At 71.5% G+C, this 16130-nt stretch carries 17 protein-coding genes; 9 read left to right on the forward strand and 8 right to left on the reverse strand.

The window, feature by feature from the left end:
* Window positions 1–17 precede the first annotated feature (17 nt).
* The 3 genes from ACN28C_RS23685 (at window position 18) to ACN28C_RS23695 (ending at window position 2925) form a co-directional block, all read left to right on the forward strand.
* Window positions 18–1100: a Gfo/Idh/MocA family protein gene (locus ACN28C_RS23685; RefSeq protein ID WP_422769720.1), complete on the forward strand. Its 1083-nt coding sequence runs from the start codon at window positions 18–20 to the stop codon at window positions 1098–1100.
* Entirely contained in the window at window positions 1091–2035 is a 945-nt protein-coding gene (locus ACN28C_RS23690; RefSeq protein ID WP_422769721.1) for a PmoA family protein, read from the forward strand. The genes ACN28C_RS23685 and ACN28C_RS23690 overlap by 10 nt, the downstream gene beginning before the upstream one ends.
* 131 nt (window positions 2036–2166) lie before the next feature.
* Window positions 2167–2925: a sulfotransferase family protein gene (locus tag ACN28C_RS23695; RefSeq protein WP_422769722.1), complete on the forward strand. Its 759-nt coding sequence runs from the start codon at window positions 2167–2169 to the stop codon at window positions 2923–2925.
* Here ACN28C_RS23695 and ACN28C_RS23700 read toward each other — a convergent pair.
* The 6 genes from ACN28C_RS23700 to ACN28C_RS23725 all read right to left on the reverse strand — a co-directional run bounded on the left by ACN28C_RS23700 (window position 2875) and on the right by ACN28C_RS23725 (window position 6960).
* Window positions 2875–3051, reverse strand: a complete 177-nt coding sequence (locus ACN28C_RS23700) for a hypothetical protein (RefSeq protein ID WP_422769723.1) — start codon at window positions 3049–3051, stop codon at window positions 2875–2877. The two genes, ACN28C_RS23695 and ACN28C_RS23700, sit on opposite strands and share 51 nt — an antisense overlap.
* Window positions 3052–3123: 72 nt before the next feature.
* Window positions 3124–3600 (reverse strand): VOC family protein, encoded by a 477-nt coding sequence (locus ACN28C_RS23705; protein WP_422769724.1) that lies wholly within the window; start codon window positions 3598–3600, stop codon window positions 3124–3126.
* Between the two features lie 124 nt (window positions 3601–3724).
* A complete protein-coding gene (locus ACN28C_RS23710; protein ID WP_422769725.1) occupies window positions 3725–4405 on the reverse strand; it encodes a lytic polysaccharide monooxygenase auxiliary activity family 9 protein in 681 nt (226 codons plus the stop codon).
* An 88-nt stretch (window positions 4406–4493) separates the two neighbouring features.
* Window positions 4494–5465, reverse strand: a complete 972-nt coding sequence (locus tag ACN28C_RS23715; RefSeq protein WP_422769726.1) for a biotin-dependent carboxyltransferase family protein — start codon at window positions 5463–5465, stop codon at window positions 4494–4496.
* Window positions 5462–6118 carry a 5-oxoprolinase subunit PxpB gene (gene pxpB, locus ACN28C_RS23720; protein WP_422769727.1) on the reverse strand — a complete coding sequence of 219 codons (657 nt, stop codon included), beginning with the start codon at window positions 6116–6118 and terminating at the stop codon, window positions 5462–5464. Before pxpB ends, ACN28C_RS23715 begins: the two co-directional genes overlap by 4 nt.
* Before the next feature lie 80 nt (window positions 6119–6198).
* A complete protein-coding gene (locus tag ACN28C_RS23725) occupies window positions 6199–6960 on the reverse strand; it encodes a LamB/YcsF family protein (RefSeq protein ID WP_422769728.1) in 762 nt (253 codons plus the stop codon).
* A 137-nt stretch (window positions 6961–7097) separates the two neighbouring features.
* Here ACN28C_RS23725 and ACN28C_RS23730 point away from each other — a divergent pair, with 137 nt between their 5' ends.
* Window positions 7098–7805 (forward strand): GntR family transcriptional regulator, encoded by a 708-nt coding sequence (locus ACN28C_RS23730; RefSeq protein WP_422769729.1) that lies wholly within the window; start codon window positions 7098–7100, stop codon window positions 7803–7805.
* Window positions 7806–7835: 30 nt separating this feature from the next.
* Here ACN28C_RS23730 and ACN28C_RS23735 read toward each other — a convergent pair whose 3' ends face one another.
* Both ACN28C_RS23735 and ACN28C_RS23740 read right to left on the reverse strand, forming a co-directional pair.
* Entirely contained in the window at window positions 7836–9356 is a 1521-nt protein-coding gene (locus ACN28C_RS23735) for a hypothetical protein (RefSeq protein ID WP_422769730.1), read from the reverse strand.
* Window positions 9357–9525: 169 nt separating this feature from the next.
* Window positions 9526–10713 carry a metallophosphoesterase gene (locus ACN28C_RS23740; protein ID WP_422769731.1) on the reverse strand — a complete coding sequence of 396 codons (1188 nt, stop codon included), beginning with the start codon at window positions 10711–10713 and terminating at the stop codon, window positions 9526–9528.
* 197 nt (window positions 10714–10910) lie between these two features.
* Between ACN28C_RS23740 and ACN28C_RS23745 the strand changes: the two genes are divergently transcribed.
* From ACN28C_RS23745 to ACN28C_RS23765, 5 genes are all read left to right on the forward strand, one after another.
* Complete coding sequence (locus ACN28C_RS23745; RefSeq protein WP_422769732.1) at window positions 10911–11312, forward strand: DUF1992 domain-containing protein; 402 nt, start codon at window positions 10911–10913, stop codon at window positions 11310–11312.
* A gap of 456 nt (window positions 11313–11768) precedes the next feature.
* On the forward strand, window positions 11769–13055 hold the full coding sequence (locus ACN28C_RS23750; RefSeq protein ID WP_422769733.1) for an ABC transporter substrate-binding protein: 1287 nt from the start codon (window positions 11769–11771) through the stop codon (window positions 13053–13055).
* Window positions 13056–13196: 141 nt separating this feature from the next.
* Complete coding sequence (locus ACN28C_RS23755) at window positions 13197–14162, forward strand: carbohydrate ABC transporter permease (RefSeq protein ID WP_422769734.1); 966 nt, start codon at window positions 13197–13199, stop codon at window positions 14160–14162.
* The gene (locus tag ACN28C_RS23760) at window positions 14159–15058 is read left to right on the forward strand and encodes a carbohydrate ABC transporter permease (protein WP_422769735.1); all 900 of its coding nucleotides are present in this window, start codon (window positions 14159–14161) and stop codon (window positions 15056–15058) included. Before ACN28C_RS23755 ends, ACN28C_RS23760 begins: the two co-directional genes overlap by 4 nt.
* A gap of 211 nt (window positions 15059–15269) precedes the next feature.
* Window positions 15270–16079, forward strand: coding sequence for an RNA methyltransferase (locus ACN28C_RS23765; RefSeq protein ID WP_422774788.1), 810 nt, complete (start codon window positions 15270–15272; stop codon window positions 16077–16079).
* The last annotated feature ends 51 nt before the right edge of the window (window positions 16080–16130 follow it).

A 16130-nucleotide genomic window follows, 5' to 3' on the forward strand; every position in this document is an offset into this window, starting at 1 on the left:
CCCCCGAAGGAGCAGCTGTGGAACCCATCCGTGTCGCCGTGGTCGGTACCGGCAACATCGCCCGTCTGCACGCCGAAGCTCTCGGACGGCTCGGCGAGGAGGTACGGCTCGTCGGTGCCGTCGACGTCGACGGTGCCCGGCTGTCGGCGTTCTGCGACCGGTACGACGTACCCGCCCGGCACCCCGACCTGGCTGGCCTGCTGGAGAAGGAACAGCCGGAACTGGTACACATCTGCACCCCGCCGGGGTCGCACCACGAGCTGGCCCTCGCCTGCCTGCGGGCCGGCAGCAACGTGCTTGTCGAAAAGCCGCCAACGCTGAACCTCGCCGAGCTGGAGGAGCTGGTCGCGGCCGAGCGGCGGTACGGTGCGGCGCTGGCCACCGTCTTCCAGCACCGGTTCGGCACCGGTGCGCTGCGGCTGCGCGCCATGCACGACGCGGGTGTGCTGGGCCGGCCGCTGGTGGCGATCTGCCACACCACCTGGCTGCGCACCCAGGACTACTTCGACGTCGAGTGGCGGGGGCGCTGGGACACCGAGGGCGGCGGCCCGACGATGGGGCACGGCATCCACCAGATGGACCTGCTCTGCGCGATCCTGGGTGACTGGACCGAGGTCTCGGCCCTGGCCCGGCAGCAGGCCCGGCGCTCGGAGACCGAGGACCTCAGCATGGCACACGTCAGCTTCGCCAACGGCGCCGTGGCGAGCGTGGTGAACAGCCTGCTCTCGACCCGGGAGGAGAGTTATCTCCGCTTCGACTTCGAGCGCGCCACGGTCGAGCTGACCCACCTGTACGGCTACGGCGACGACGACTGGCGGATCACCCCGGCACCGGAGTACGCCGACGAGGTGCTGGCCGCCTGGCGGACCGGCGCGGCCGGGGTACGCAGCAGCCACCAGGCGCAGTTCGCCGAGGTGGTCCGGAGCCTGCGCGTCGGCACCCCACCGCCGGTCAGCTCTGCCGAGGCCCGCCGGACGATGCGACTGGTCGCCGGGGTCTACGCCTCGGCGTTCACCCGCCGGCCGGTCCGGCCGGACGACCTCACCGAGGAGTCGCCGTTCCACCGGCGGATGCAGGGGGACGGGCCGCGATGGAGCTGACCGTCGGCCACGACGTCGGCCGGTCGGTGCGGGTCGGCTGGCGTGGCGGCGACCTCCTCCACTACGTCTACGCACCGGCCGAGCCCCGGTCGGAGGCACCCCGGCCCTACGTCCATCCGCTGCGGACCCTGGCCGGCGCCGTCGTCAGCCTCTACCGGCCGCACGACCATCTCTGGCACAAGGGCCTCTGCTTCGGCATCTCCAACTTCGGCCCGGACAACTTCTGGGGCGGCGGCAGCTACCGGCGTGGCGAGGGCTACCGCACGCTCGACAACATCGGGATGATCGAGCACCTCGACTTTCCGGTGCTGCGCCGCGGGGCCGACGCCGCCGGCGTGGTCGAGCGGCTGCGCTGGGTCCGGCACGGTGGAGACCCGGTGGTCTCCGAGCGGCGCCGGCTGGGTGTGGCGGTCTGGGCCGACCAGGGGGCGTGGCGGCTGGCGTTCGAGACGGTGCTGCGCAACGACGGCGACGCGGAGATCACGATCGGCAGCCCCACCACCCAGGGCCGGGAGAACGCCGGCTACGGCGGCCTCTTCTGGCAGGGTCCCCGCTCGTTCCGGGGCGGCCGGGTGGTCACCGCGACCGGGACCGGCGCCGACGAGCTGATGGGCTGGCGCGGCCCGTGGCTCGGCTTCACCGGCCGACACGACGGCTTCGGCCCGCCGGAGACCCTTGCCTCGACTCTGGTCTTCCGGGACCATCCGGCGAACCCCGGCGCACCGACCCGATGGTTCGTCCGCACCGAACCGTACGGCTGTCTCGGGCCGGCCCCGTTCTTCGACCGGGAGTACGCCTTCGCGCCCGGCGCCGAGCTGCGGCTGCGCTACGACGTCGTGATCGCCGACGGCGAGCGCGACCCGGTTGGCTGTGCCGGCTTGGCCGAGCGGGCCGGTGCGACCGACCTGCTGGCCGAGGCGGCCGGGGACGGCTGAGCCGCGCACCCTCGACATCCGGAAGTCGATGGAGTGGACTTGTCGGGACCGGACCCCGTTCCGGGCCCGTCCCGATCGGACGGGCCGGCGTTCGACCGGGGCGGGCCGACACTGTGGAAGGAGGCGGCGGGTTGCGCGTCATCGGGGTGGGCTTCGGGCGTACCGGCACCAGGTCGACGAAGGAGGCGTTGGAACTGCTCGGCTTCGGCCCGTGCCACCACATGGCCGAGCTCTTCACGCACCCGGAGACGATCGCCGACTGGCTGCGGGCCGCGGCGGGCGGGCCGGTGGACTGGCCGGGACTGCTCGGCGGCTACCGGAGCGCGGTGGACTGGCCGAGCGTGTACTTCTGGCGCGAGCTGGTCGAGGTCTATCCGGACGCCAGGGTGCTGTTGACCGTACGCGACCCGCAACAGTGGTACGACAGCGTGCACGGCACCATCTACCAGTCTCGGACCATCGACCCGGCCAACGCGCCCGAAGGGCTGCGGCAGGCGTTGGAGGCCCGTCCGGAGTTGCTGGACCAGCCGACGTTGACGGCGGCGCTGATCTGGCAGGGCACCTTCGACGGCCGCTTCGACGACCGGGAACACGCGCTGCGGGTCTATCGGGACCACGTCGCCGAGGTACGGGCGACGGTGCCCGCCGACCGGTTGCTCGAGTTCGACGTGGCGCACGGCTGGGAGCCGCTCTGCGAGTTTCTCGGCGTCGAGGTGCCGGCCGAGCCCTTTCCGCTGCTCAACACCGCCGCGTCGTTCCGGGAGCGGCTCACCGATCCGGCCGCGTTGCGGGCCGGAACGGCCCCGGCGGCGGAGCGCCGGGGCACGGGCCGGGACGGTTCAGTGGTCGCGGGCCCAGGTGCAGAGCATCTCGCCGGAGCCGAAGGCTAGGTCGAGCATCCGGGTTTCGGGCGGGATTCGCGGCGCCGCGCCGAGCACGGCAAGTCTGCCGGCGTCGAACGGGTTGTGGATGCGGTGGCTGCTCTCCCGGATGGTGAAGCTACGTGGTAGGTCCACTGCTGACAGTCCTTACGTCTGGTCGGCTCAGACGCCAGGCCGGGCGGAGCCGGCCGTCCACCGGTTTCCAGCTCAGCTGGCGAAGATCTGCGACTCGTCCCGGAACGCCTTGAACTCCAGGGCGTTACCGGCCGGGTCGCGGAAGAACATGGTCCACTGCTCCCCCGGCTCGCCCGCGAACCGCAGGTACGGCGCGATCACGAACTCGGCACCGGCGGCGCGGATCCGCTCGGCCAGGGCGTGAAAGTCGTCGACGGGAAGGATGAGCCCGAAGTGCGGCACCGGTACGTCGTGCCCGTCCACCGGGTTGCGTCCCGCGTCGGCCTGCCGGGCCGCCGGTACGACGTGCGTCACCACCTGATGGCCGTGGAGATCCCAGTCGATCCAGCTCTCCGCCGACCGTCCCTCGGCCAGCCCGAGCACCCCGCCGTAGAAGGCGCGGGCCCGCGCCAGGTCGTCGACCGGAATCGCCAGATGGAAGGCGGGACGGTTGGGCCCGGTCATGGTCTGCTCCTCCCCGGCCAGGGGATCCCCCAGCCACTCCCCCATCCAAGCATGATCTTGCGTGCCGCTCCGTGGGCGGGCTCGCCGACGGCGTTCCACCGACACGCGCTCCGGCCCAGGACGGTGACGTCCCGGGCCGGAGTGGTGCGGTGGCTGTCGGTCGCGCCGATCAGCCGAAGTTCACGTCGCTACACCACATGTAGGCCTGGTCGAGGTGCGAGGCCTGCCAGATGACGAAGAGGATGTGGTGTCCCCGGTAGCCGGAGGTCGAGACGTTGAACGAGATGTTCTGTGCCGGGGCGTAGCGCCCGGTCTGCGTGATGAAGTCCAGGTTCCCCCAACCGAGACGCTGGCTGGCGGGGTTGAACCCGTTCTTGCTCACGTAGACCCGGAAGTAGTCGGCACCGTGGCTGGCCTGGTCGTACAGCTGGACGGTGAAGTTGCTGCCGACGTTGGTCATCTTCCACTGGCCAGGCTCGTTCAGGGTGTTGTTCCTGGACAGAGCGTTGCTGCAGAGCTGCCCGTCCGGCGTACGGGCCTGGAACTGCCCACCGAGACCGTCCCGCAGCGCACTCATCCAGTTCCACATGGTGTCGGGGTTCGCCTGGAACGCCCGGTAGCACATGGGGTCCTGCTGCTGCATTGCCGGGTTCGTGTGGTTGTTGCCCCAGGTCTTCCAGCACTGGTAGGCCCGGGACGCCGGGTTGATGATGGTGCCGTGTGCCTGGGCCGCACCGACCCAGGGCAGCAGGCCGACCACCATGGCGAGCACCACGGTGAGCGCTCGCAGGGGCTGGCGGGCTGCTGACCGGGCTCGCGTGCCGGATTGCTCGGGCTTGCGGAAACGCATAGCACATCCTCCGTTCTTGGGCGCGGAAGGTCGGAATGGGAGCGCTTCCAGCAGTATTACATCTACAGGCTTAAATATCAACAATGATCTATTGATGCTGGTGTGGCCCGAGTTGGCCCGAGTCACCATCATCGGCCCGGCCGTTCGGCGGAGCATCGAGGGCGGGCGGGTGGACCATCCGGAACCGTACCCGATGCCCCGGAGCGGCCTGGGCGACCAGCGGGAGGTCGTCGGGATGCAGCACGCCGATCACCGGATAGCCGCCCATGGTGGGATGGTCCGCCAGGAAGATCACCGGCATGCCGGCCGCCGGCACCTGCACCGCGCCGAGCACCAGGCCCTCGCTGCGTAGTTCCCCGCCGATCCGCCTCGGCAGCGCCGGCCCCGCCAGGCGTACACCGATCCGGTTGCTCGAGGTCGACACCTGGTAGCGCTCCGCCGCCAGCATCCGGACCGCGTCGTCGGTGAACCAGTCGGCCCGGGGGCCGAGCAGCAGGCGCAGCGTCACCTCCTCGGCAAGCGCGGCGGTAGGCGCGACGTCGACCGGCGCGGGCGGCCCGACCACGTCGCCGAGCGGCAGCCGGTCACCCGCGGCGAGCGGCGCCGGGCCGAGCCCGGAGAGCAGGTCGGTCGCGCGGCTGCCGAGCACGGCCGGTACCGCGATCCCGCCGGAGAAGGCGAGGTAGCTGCGCAGCCCGCGCCGGGCGGTGGCCACCTCGACCCGGGCACCGGCCGGCACCGCCACCGGCGCGGACCAGCCCGCCGGCCGGCCGTCCACGGTCACCGGCGCCCAGGCTCCGGTGACCGCGACAGTGCCGGCCCGACCGACCCGCACCGAGATCCCGGTGACGGTCGTCTCGATCGTCGCCGCGCCGGGCGGGTTGCCGACCAGCCGGTTCGCCAGCAGGTGCGCCGGCCGGTCGAGAGCACCGGACCGGGGCACCCCGAGATGGGCGTGTCCGGGACGGCCGAGATCCTGCACGGTGCTGAGCGCGCCGGGCCGGAGCACCTCGACGAGAGCCCCGGTCCGGACCCCCCGCCCGGACTGCCCGGCATTCATCGGCCGACCTCCCGGAACCGGACCCGGGTACCCGGGGTGAGCAGGGCGACCGGATCCCGGTCCGGGTCGAAGAGGACCAGGTCGGTGCGGCCGATCAGTTGCCAGCCGCCGGGCGAGGACCGGGGATAGATCCCGGCGTAGCCGCCGGCCAGCGCCACCGAGCCGGCCGGTACCCGGGTCCGGGGCGTCGCCCGCCGGGGCAGGTGATAGCGCTCCGGCAGACCGGTGAGGTAGCCGAAGCCGGGCGCGAAGCCGCAGAACGCCACCCGGTATTCCCAGGCGCTGTGGACCCGCCCGACCTCCTCCTCGGTGACCTGCCAGTGCCGGGCGACCTCGGCCAGGTCGGCACCGTCGTACCGGACCGGCACCTCGACCAGCGGACCCTCCGGCCACCGGGCGGCCGCCGGACGCCAGCCGGCGAGCCGCCGGGCCAGCTCCGCCGGGCGCTCCAGCCCGTCGACCAGCACGGTCACGTCCCCGGGTACGACCTCCTCGACGCCCGGCAGTTCCCCCCGCTCCCGCCACCGGTGCAGCTCCGCCACCAGCGCGGCGACGTGCACCGGCTCCGCCAGCTCGACCAGCAGCGCACACCGCCCCACCGTCAGGATGCGCAGCTGAGCGCGGTCGCCCGCATCGCCGGTCGAGTTGTGCACGTCCCACACCTCCCTCTACAGCGGCGACCACTACGGCAGGAACGGAGTCGAGCCGCACGCCGGTGCCGGTTGCCGGCCGGTCAGGCGAACGGCGCGAGCCGCACGCCGGCATCCCGCAACGCCGCGCGCACCCGACGGGCCAGCGTGACCGCACCCGGGGTGTCGCCGTGCAGGCAGAGCGATCGGGCCCGGACCGTGACCGCCGTGCCGTCGACGGCCGTCACCTGCCCGGTACCGGCCAGCGCGACACAGCGCCGGGCCACCGCCTCCGGGTCGGTGAGCAGCGCCCCGCTGCTGCCGCGCTTCGCCAGGGTGCCGTCGGCCAGGTAGCCCCGGTCGGCGAACGCCTCCGGCACGGCCGACAGCCCTTCCGCGGCGGCGTGCCGCAACAGGTGGGAACCGGGCAGGCCGAGGATCGGCAGGCTCGGGTCGTACCCGGAGACCGCCGCCACCACCGCGGCGGCCTGCTCCTGGTCGGTCACGGTCCGGTTGTAGAGCGCGCCGTGCGGCTTGACGTAGCGGACCCGGCCGCCCTCGCTGCGGGCGATCCCGTCCAGCGCGGCGATCTGGTAGAGGACGTCGTCGGCGAGCCGCTCCGGCTCCATCTCGATGGCCCGGCGACCGAAGCCGGCCAGGTCCCGGTAGCCGACCTGCGCACCGATCGACACGTCCCGGCCGACCGCCTCGGCACAGACCCGGCGCATGATCGTCGGGTCGCCGGCGTGGAACCCGCAGGCGACGTTGGCGCTGGTCACGACGGAGAGCAGGGCGGCGTCGTCGCCGAGCTCCCAGACTCCGAAGCCCTCCCCGAGGTCACAGTTCAGATCGAGGATGACCGGCATCACACCTCCCGCGGGCCGCCGCGTACGCCGTCGAGGTTGGCAGACTGTTGAACAATCCGTCAATGGTCGTGTTGACGTGTCCCCGCACTGGACATTCTCTCGATTGTGGGCCCACCGTGATGCAGGACAATGACCGCGTGACGTGGCTGGCGAGGCTCCAGGACGACCGATCGCTGCTCAGCCGGGCGAGCACCGCAGAACGGGTCGCGGAGATACTGCGGGCACGGATCACCGAGGGCGCCCTGCTGCCGGGGACCCGGCTCTCCGAGGAGATGATCGGCGCGGCGCTCGGCGTCTCCCGTAACACCCTCCGGGAGGCGTTCCGGCTGCTGACGCACGAACGGCTGGTCGTGCACGAACTCAACCGCGGCGTCTTCGTCCGCATGCTCGACGTGCAGGACGTCGTCGACATCTACCGGCTCCGCCGGGTGCTGGAGGGCGCCGCCGTCCGCAACGCCCCGGACAGCCCGGCCGAGGCGATGGTGGCACTCGACGCCGCGCTCGTCGCGGGCGAACGGGCCGCGGCGGAGGGCCGCTGGTCCGACGTGGGCACCGCCAACCTGCAGTTCCATCAGGCCATCGCGGGCCTGGCCGGCAGCCCCCGCATCGAGGAGATCATGCGTCAGGCGCTTGCCGAGATCCGCCTCGCGTTCCACGTGATGGCGGTGCCGCAGACCTTTCACCAGCCCTACCTCGACCGGCACCGGGAGCTGCTGGAGCTGATCCGGGGCGGTGATCTGGAGCGGGCGCAGGCGGTGCTCGACGACTACCTGCGGACCGCGCAACGGCAACTCATCGACGCCTACGCCGAGCGGGTACCGGCGGGGGCGGCCACGGCGCGCTGACGGTCGAGACGCATCCCGGATCCGCGCTCGTCAGACCGCGTGCAGTGCGTACACCCCGGCGTCGGTACCGGTCCCGGCCGGGCCGCCCAGCGCGGACCAGGTGCCGCCGTCCCAGGCGGCGACGTGGTTCACCGCCACGCCGCCGGCGCGGGTGAAGAATCCCCCGGCGACGAGCTGCCCGTTCCGGACGGCGAGTGCCAGCACGATGTCCTCGGTCCCACCGCCCAGCGCGGACCACCGGGATCCGTCCCACCGGGCCACGTAGTTCGCCGCCGCCCCGCCCGCCTCGGTGAACGTGCCGCCGACCACCAGTGCCGCACCGAGCACGGTGAGGGCCCGGCCCTCGGCGTCGAGGCCGGTGCCCAGGGCCCGCCACGCGGCACCGCTCCACTCGGCGACATAGCCGGCGGCGGTCCCACCGGCCTGGGTGAACCCACCCGTCGCCACCAGCGCGCCGTCGAAGACGGTCAGCGCCAGTACGTCACCGTTGAAGCCGGTGCCCAGGGTCGACCAGGCACTGCCGTCCCACCGGGCGATCCGGTTGGCCGCCCCGCCGCCGGCCTGGCTGAAACCGCCGCCGACGATCAGGGCTCCGTCGTGCACGACCAGGTCCCAGACCGAGGGTACGTCCACCCCGGCGCCACCCGGCCCGCCCAACGGCCACCACTCGGTACCGTCCCAGCGGGCGACGTGGTTGACCGTCACGCCGCCGGCCCGGAGGAACTGCCCGCCGACGATCAGGTCACCGTCGTAGACCGCCAGGGCGTCGACGAAGTCGAGCGGGGTGGTCATCACTCCGGTGCCGGAGGAGCCGGTCAACGGCTGCCAGGCGGCCCCGTCCCAGCGGGCTATGCCGTTGACCCGGACTCCGCCCGCGGTGCGGAAGCTGCCCCCGGCGATCAGGTCACCGTCGTAGACGGCCAGCGCCGTGACCGAACCGTCCGGGCCGGCGGTCGAGGCACCGCCCACCCTCGACCAGGCCGTGCCGTTCCAGGTGGCGAGGTGGTCGACGTCGACTCCGCCGGCCCGGGTGAAGGTGCCACCCGCGTAGAGCCCGGGAGCGGCCGCCGGGCCGGCCCCGGGTGGCGCGACCACCGTCGGGTGGGATCCCGCCGTCCAGCCGAATGCGGACGCGCGCCGCAGCTGGCCGAGGTCATGGGAGGAGGCGTGCAGCACCCTTCCGGTGGCGTCCCGGATCCGCAGCCGCAGGTCTCCCCCCGCGTCGGACGAGATCGGCAGCGGGACCAGGTTCACGCCGACATCGAGCAGCCGGTCGGCCACCAGGGCGGTCTTCCGGCCGGCCACCGGCTGGGAGACGCCCAGTGCGACCCCGGCCGGTCCCCGCCAGCTGACCGCGAGCTGCGGGGTGTCGACGCCTCCGGCGGCGGGCAGCAGCGTCGCGTGCAGCACGCCGGTGCCGGCAGAGCGTGCCGGGCCGGTGCCGGAGGGCAGGGCGACCGCCCCGCCCGGTGTGGGTAGCCAGCCGCCGAGCGCCGCCAGTACGAGCACGCCCAGCCCGCGTCGCAGGGTGGACGAGGCGGACATCCCCATACGCGCGCTCCCTTCGCCGGCTCCGCCCACATTCGGGCGGATCATGTTCATTGAAAATACACCAGTATCGATGCATCAAGCCGCCGAGGGTTACCTCAGCTAGCTCGGCAATGGTCACTTCGCGGAGGCGGTCTTCGAGAACTGGCAGTTCTGCCCCTCCAGCACCAAGTCAGGCCGGGCGCAGGGTCAGCAGGGTGATCTCGCTCGGCGCGAAGATCCGCAGCGGTGGCCCCCAGAACCCGGTGCCTCGACTGGTGTAGAGCTGGGTTCGGTCACCGTGCCGGGTCAGCCCCTGCACGGTCGGTTGGTCGAGCCGGACCAGGAGGTGGAACGGCCAGATCTGCCCGCCGTGGGTGTGCCCGGAGAGTTGCAGGTCGACGCGGTGCGCCACGGCGCCGTCGACCTGCTTCGGCTGATGGGCGAGGAGCACGACCGGCAACTCGGGGTCGGCGCCGGCAAGGGCCGCGGCGTGGTCGGGCCGGTGTCCGGGGCGCCCCGAGGAGCCGGCCGTGGCATCGTCGACACCGGCCAGCACCAGCCGGGAGCCGTCCCGTTCGAGCACGAGGTGCCGGTTGTGCAGCGGTTCCCAGCCGAGGTTGCGCATGTGGTCGAGCCAGCCCTGCGCCTCGCCGAAGTACTCGTGGTTTCCGGTCACGTAGGCCCGGGCGAGCCGGGCGCGCACCTCGCCGAGCGGAGCGGCCTGGCCGCGGCGCTGCGCGACGCTGCCGTCGGCGATGTCGCCGGTGTGGCAGACGATGTCGGCGTCCAGGTCGTTGACGGCCGCGACGACCCGGGCCGACCAGCCGGCCCGGTCGATCGGCCCGTAGTGGGTGTCGGTGAGCAGGACGATCCGCACCCCGTCCAGGCCCGGCCCGAGCCGGCGGATCGGCACCTCGAGCCGCCTGACCCTCGGCAGCCGCATCGCCTCGACGTACCCCCAGGCGAGCAGCACCACCGAGACCACCGCGACCGCCGTGGCGGCGACCCGGGACCGTGCCGGGTCGGCCACACCTCCGACGGCGAGCCCGACCCGGAGCAGGTTGCCGAGCGCCGCCCAGGCGAAGAGCACCCAGACCACACCGAGCACTGTGTCGCCGATCCGGGCCGCCCAGTCCTGCTGGCGGCCGTGCCCGAGGTACATCAGCACCGGTAGCGCGGCGAGCGCCAGGACGAACACGGCGGTGCCGGCGGCGAAGACGGGGGTGGGCCAGTGCGTGCCGGCGCCGACCAGCGTCCACCATGGCACGCCGAAGAGCAGGGCCAGGATGCCGGTCAGGGTCAGTCCGAACAGCAAGGGTCGGAGGAACCGTCGGGCGGGTGCGACCGGTACGGCCGGGGCCGCTTCGCTGGCTGACACAGAGACTCCTCCGCTCGGTCGGCTCTCCCGTCGCTACGCCGGATATGCCGTCGGCGTTCGTGCAGCATGACACGCGCCGCGGCGGATCGACCACGTCGCTCAGCCCGGTCACAGGCAGGGCCGCCCAAACGGTGCCGACCTAGAATCGACACCGGAACGCATCCGCTGGCCGAGGGGCAGGACGAGGAGGACGACCGATGCCGGGCAGGCACGAATCGCGGGTCGAACGCCAGATCCGCGAGGCTCAGGAGCGGGGCGAGTTCGACAACCTTCCGGGCGCCGGCAGGCCGCTACCGGGACACGGCGGCACGTACGACGAGAACTGGTGGATCCGCGACTGGGTACGCCGGGAGAACCTGACCGGCATAGGGCCGACCTCGCTCAAGATCCGCAAGGAGGCCGAGGAGTTGCCCGAGCGGTTGGACCGGGAGTCGTCGGAGCCGGCGGTCCGGGCCCTCGTCACCGCACTCAACGAACGGATCGTGCTGGCCCGGCGCGGGCTGGTCGACGGGCCGCCGGTGGTGCTGGCCACCTTCGACATCGAGCGGGTCGTCGCCGCCTGGCGTGAGCGGCGTGCCCGCCGCCCGGGCACCGGCTGACGATTCGACGAATATTCGGCGCCACTTCCGCCAGGTGTCGAAGCCTGCCACGGCAACCATTACCTACCTGGCGCGCCGGCTTCTCCTCTTCCCCGACAGGCAAAGACATAGTGTCGGTCGTCGCTGGCTTCGGGGCATCCGCGCGTACCTCTTCCGGCCGGTCGCAGCCATGACCGGTCGGCCAGGACCTAAACCGGTTCATGAGGGCCGTCGCCACCCGCGTCGGGCGGGGGTTCGGGGCGGATGCCCAGGTCGCGGAGTCCGCGTCGGACAGCGTGCCTGAACCGGTTTTTCGACTTAACAGTTCAGTTCCCACAAGGCGTTGTCACGTCGTTGACACGGCTGTAACCCGCGTGTACCTTCCCTCCAAGTCGCGACGCCTATCCCACCCTCCCCGAGGCGCGCCTCGACGCATCGTGCAATTCCAATGTGGACACCGAAAGGTGGGACGCGCATATGAGAAGGTACGCGATCGCCGGCAGCGCACTCGCGCTCGCGCTGGCCCTGGCGGGCTGCGGCGGAGGCGACGACGAGGGCGGCACCGACGGTGCCGTCACCGGCGAGATCACCGTGCTGACCCAGCGCACCGACATCGTCGACACCGTCTTCCAGGACTACAAGAAGACGTTCGAGGCGAAATATCCCGGCACCACGGTGAAGTTCGAGGCGATCACGGACTACGAGGGCGAGGTCCGGATCCGGATGAACACCGAGGAGTACGGCGACGTGCTCCTCATCCCCAACTCGGTCACCGCCGACCTGCTGCCGACCTTCTTCGAACCGCTCGGCACCGTTACGGAGCTGGAGAAGAAGTACCGCTTCGTCCGCACCGAGCAGCGCTTCGAGGACAGGGTCTACGGCCTCGCCATCACCGGCAACGCGCAGGGCTTCGTCTACAACAAGAAGGTGTGGCAGCAGGCGGGCGTCACCGCACCGCCGAAGACGCCGGAGGAGTTCCTCGGCGCCCTCGCCGCGATCAAGGAGAAGACCGAGGCGATCCCGCTCTACACCAACTACAAGGACAAGTGGCCGCTCGGCCAGTGGGAGGGCAACCGGGGCGGGATCAGCGGTGACCCGGACGCGGCGATCAAGCTGGGCCGGGACGACGCCCCGTGGGCGGCCGGCAAGGAGCACCACGTCATGGACTCGCTGCTCTTCGACGCCGTACAGCGCGGACTGACCGAGCCGGACCCGACGACGACCAACTGGGAGCAGTCCAAGGGGATGCTCGGAAACGGCAAGATCGCCACGATGATGCTCGGCTCCTGGTCCATCGTGCAGATGCAGGACGCCGCCGCCGACAGGGCGGACATCGGCTACCTGCCCTTCCCTACCCAGAGCGGCGGCACCTTCCACAGCGTCATCAGCGGCGACTACAAGAACGCCATCAACATCCACTCGAAGAACAAGGCGACCGCACGCGCCTGGATCGACTGGTTCGCCGACGAGTCGAACTACGCGGTCGACCAGGGCGGCATCTCACCGGTCATCGACCAGGGGATGCCGAACACCCTGGCCGACCTGACCGCCGCGGGCACCGAGTTCATCGAGTTCAACCCGGCGCCGAAGGGCGAGGAGGGGCTGGCCGAGAAGATCGGCAACGCCGCCGAGATCGCCCTCTACGACGGCACCTACCGGCAGCGGATCGTGGACGCGGCGCGCGGCGCGAAGGACGAGACCAAGGACCAGATCTTCGCCGACCTCAACAGGAAGTGGGCGGAGACCGGCTCCAAGCTCCGGTGACGGGCTGACCTCGGTCACCGGGCCACCCTCGGTCATCAGCGCACCGGGGCGGGTGGGTGGCGGTCGCCGCCCGGCCGCCCCGGTTGCCGCCGGCACGACGACGCGCGACCCGGACCGACCCGGAAGGTGTGGGTTTCCCAGATGGCAGCTCCGACGAACACCGCGACCCGACTTCCCCGGCTGACCGGGACGGGCCTGCGGCAGCGCCTCGGACCCGCCGGCCGGCGCCGGCCGGCGACCCGACGGCGGAGCAGTCCGACCCCGTACCTCTTCCTGCTCGTCCCCGTCGCACTGCTGGCGGTCTTCACCTACGTCCCGGTCGCCAACATGTTCGGCTACAGCGTCACCTCGTGGAACGGCCTGAGCCCGAGCAAGGAGTTCATCGGCGCCGGCAACTACGTCGAGATCGCGACCCGTCCGGAACTCTTCGGGGTGCTCCGGGTCAGCCTCTACTACATCGGCGCGTCGGTCGTGCAGATCGCGCTGGCCCTCTACTTCGCCACCGTGCTCAGCTTCAACGTCAGGTTCCGCAACCTCTTCAAGGGGATCATCTTCTTCCCCTACCTGATCAACGGCGTCGCCATCGCCATGGTCTTCCTCTACTTCTTCCAGCCCGGCGGCACCCTCGACTCCGCCCTGCGGCTCGTCGGGCTCGGCGGCGTCGCCCAGCAGTGGCTCGGCGATCCGGAGGTGATCAACTATTCGCTGGCCGGTACGTCGATCTGGCGCTACATGGGGCTCAACTTCGTGCTCTTCCTCGGCGCCATCCAGTCGATCCCGGCCCAGCTCTACGAGGCTGCCGAGATCGACGGCGCCAACCGGTGGCACCAGTTCCGCTTCCTCATCCTGCCCGGCATCCGGCCGATCGTCGGGCTCTCGTTCGTCCTGGCGATCTCCGGATCGCTGTCGGTCTTCGAGATCCCCTACATCATGACCGGCGGTGCCAACGGCAGCGAGACCTTCGTGATCCAGACCGTCGACATGGCGTTCAAGTACTACAAGGTCGGGCTCGCCTCGGCGATGGCCGTCGTCCTGCTCCTGATCATCCTGTTGCTTACCTGGATCCAGCGCCGGGTCGTACCCGACGAGAAGGTGAACCTGTCGTGAGCCCGACCGCCCTCCGCTCCCCCGGCGCGCCGCCCCGGCGACGGGCCCGGGGCGCCACCCCGCTCGGCACCCTCGGCGCCCGGACCGCCGTGACCCTCAAGTACGCCTCCCTGGTGGTCGCCTCCCTGGTGGTGCTGCTGCCGCTGCTGGTCCTGCTGATGGCCTCGTTCAAGACCAACGACGAGTTCATCAACGGTGCTCCCTTCGACCCGCCCGGCGACTGGGCCAACCTCGACAACTACGTCACCGCGTTCACCCAGGGCGGCATGCTGCGCGCCTTCGTGAACACCTCGATCATCCTTGCCGTCTCGCTCGCCGGCACCGTGTTGATCGGCTCGATGGCGGCGTACGCGCTGGACCGCTTCGAGTTCCGGTTCCGCAGGACGATCATCATGGCGTTCCTGCTGGCCACCCTGGTGCCCGGGGTGACCACCCAGGTCGCCACGTTCCAGGTGGTGGACAATCTCGGGCTCTTCAACACCAGGTGGTCGGCGATCCTGCTCTTCCTCGGCACCGACATCATCTCGATCTACATATTCCAGCAGTTCCTCCGGGGGATACCCCGGGAGCTGGACGAGTCCGCCGCCCTGGAGGGCGCCAACCACCTGACCATCTACTTCCGGATCATCCTGCCCCTGTTGAAGCCGGCCATCGCGACCGTCGTCATCATCAAGGGGATCACCATCTACAACGAGTTCTACATCCCCTTCCTCTACATGCCGGACCGGGACCTCGGGGTCATCTCCACGTCCCTGTTCCGCTTCAAGGGGCCGTTCGGGGCACAGTGGGAGGTGATCTCGGCCGGGGTCATCCTGGTCATCATCCCGACGTTGATCGTCTTCCTGCTGCTCCAGCGCTTCATCTACAACGGCTTCACCAGCGGCGCAACCAAGTGAGCCCGCGCCGGTAGCGCCGCCAGCTCCGGCCGAAGCCGGTAACGGCGCCGAAGCCGGTAACGGCGGCCGAAGCGACGGTCGGCGGTATCGTCGTCCGGTGCATCCAGACGGCATCGGGCGCAGCCGGAGCGGTCCCGCCCCGACCTCCGCCGAGCCCTCCACCCGGACCGACTCCCCCGACCGGCGTGGTCGGACACCACCCGCGAGGACGCTGCGGGTCACCAGCCGCAACGCCAGCTTCCAGCAGTGGTCGGCCCTGCTGACCAACCGGTCGAAGCGGCAGCGGGCCGGCGAGTTCCTCGTGCAGGGCGTCCGGCCCATCACCGTGGCGGTGCAGCGGGGCTGGCCGGTGCGCGCCCTGCTGCACCCGGACGGCGTACCACTCTCCGGGTGGGCCCGGGACCTGCTCGACGGCAGCGGCGGCGCCCGGTACGCGGTCGCCCCCGAGCTGCTGCACGAACTCGGCGGCAAGGACGACGACCTGCCCGAACTCCTGGCGGTGCTGGAGCTGCCGGCGGACCGACTGGACCGGATCCCGACCGGGCCGGACGCGCTGGTGGTGGTCTTCGACCGGCCGACGGCACCGGGCAACATCGGCACGCTGGTCCGCTCCGCCGACGCCTTCGGTGCCGCCGGGCTCGTCGTGGTCGGGCACGCCGCCGACCCCTACGACCCGAGGGCGGTCCGGGCCAGCACCGGTTCGCTCTTCGCGCTCCCGGTGGTCCGGGTCGGTTCGCACCGTGACGTGCTCGACTGGGTGACGACACTGCGCGATGGCGGGCTGCCGGTGCAGGTCGTCGGCACCGACGAGGCCGGCGAGGTCGAAATCGCCGAGCACGATCTCACCGGCCCGACGGTGCTGCTGGTCGGCAACGAGACCGCCGGACTCAGCACCGCCTGGCGGCAGGCGTCCGACCGGATGCTCCGCATCCCGATCGCCGGCTCGGCGAGCTCGCTCAACGCGGCGACCGCCGGCACGGTCGCCCTCTACGAGGCGGCCCGCCAGCGGCGTACGCCCTGAACCGCCCGGATGGCACGCCCCCGGACGCCGGTGGTCGTAGCACCACCGATC

Origin of the sequence: Plantactinospora sp. WMMC1484 (assembly GCF_049315195.1) — a bacterium.
Lineage (GTDB): Bacteria > Actinomycetota > Actinomycetes > Mycobacteriales > Micromonosporaceae > Plantactinospora.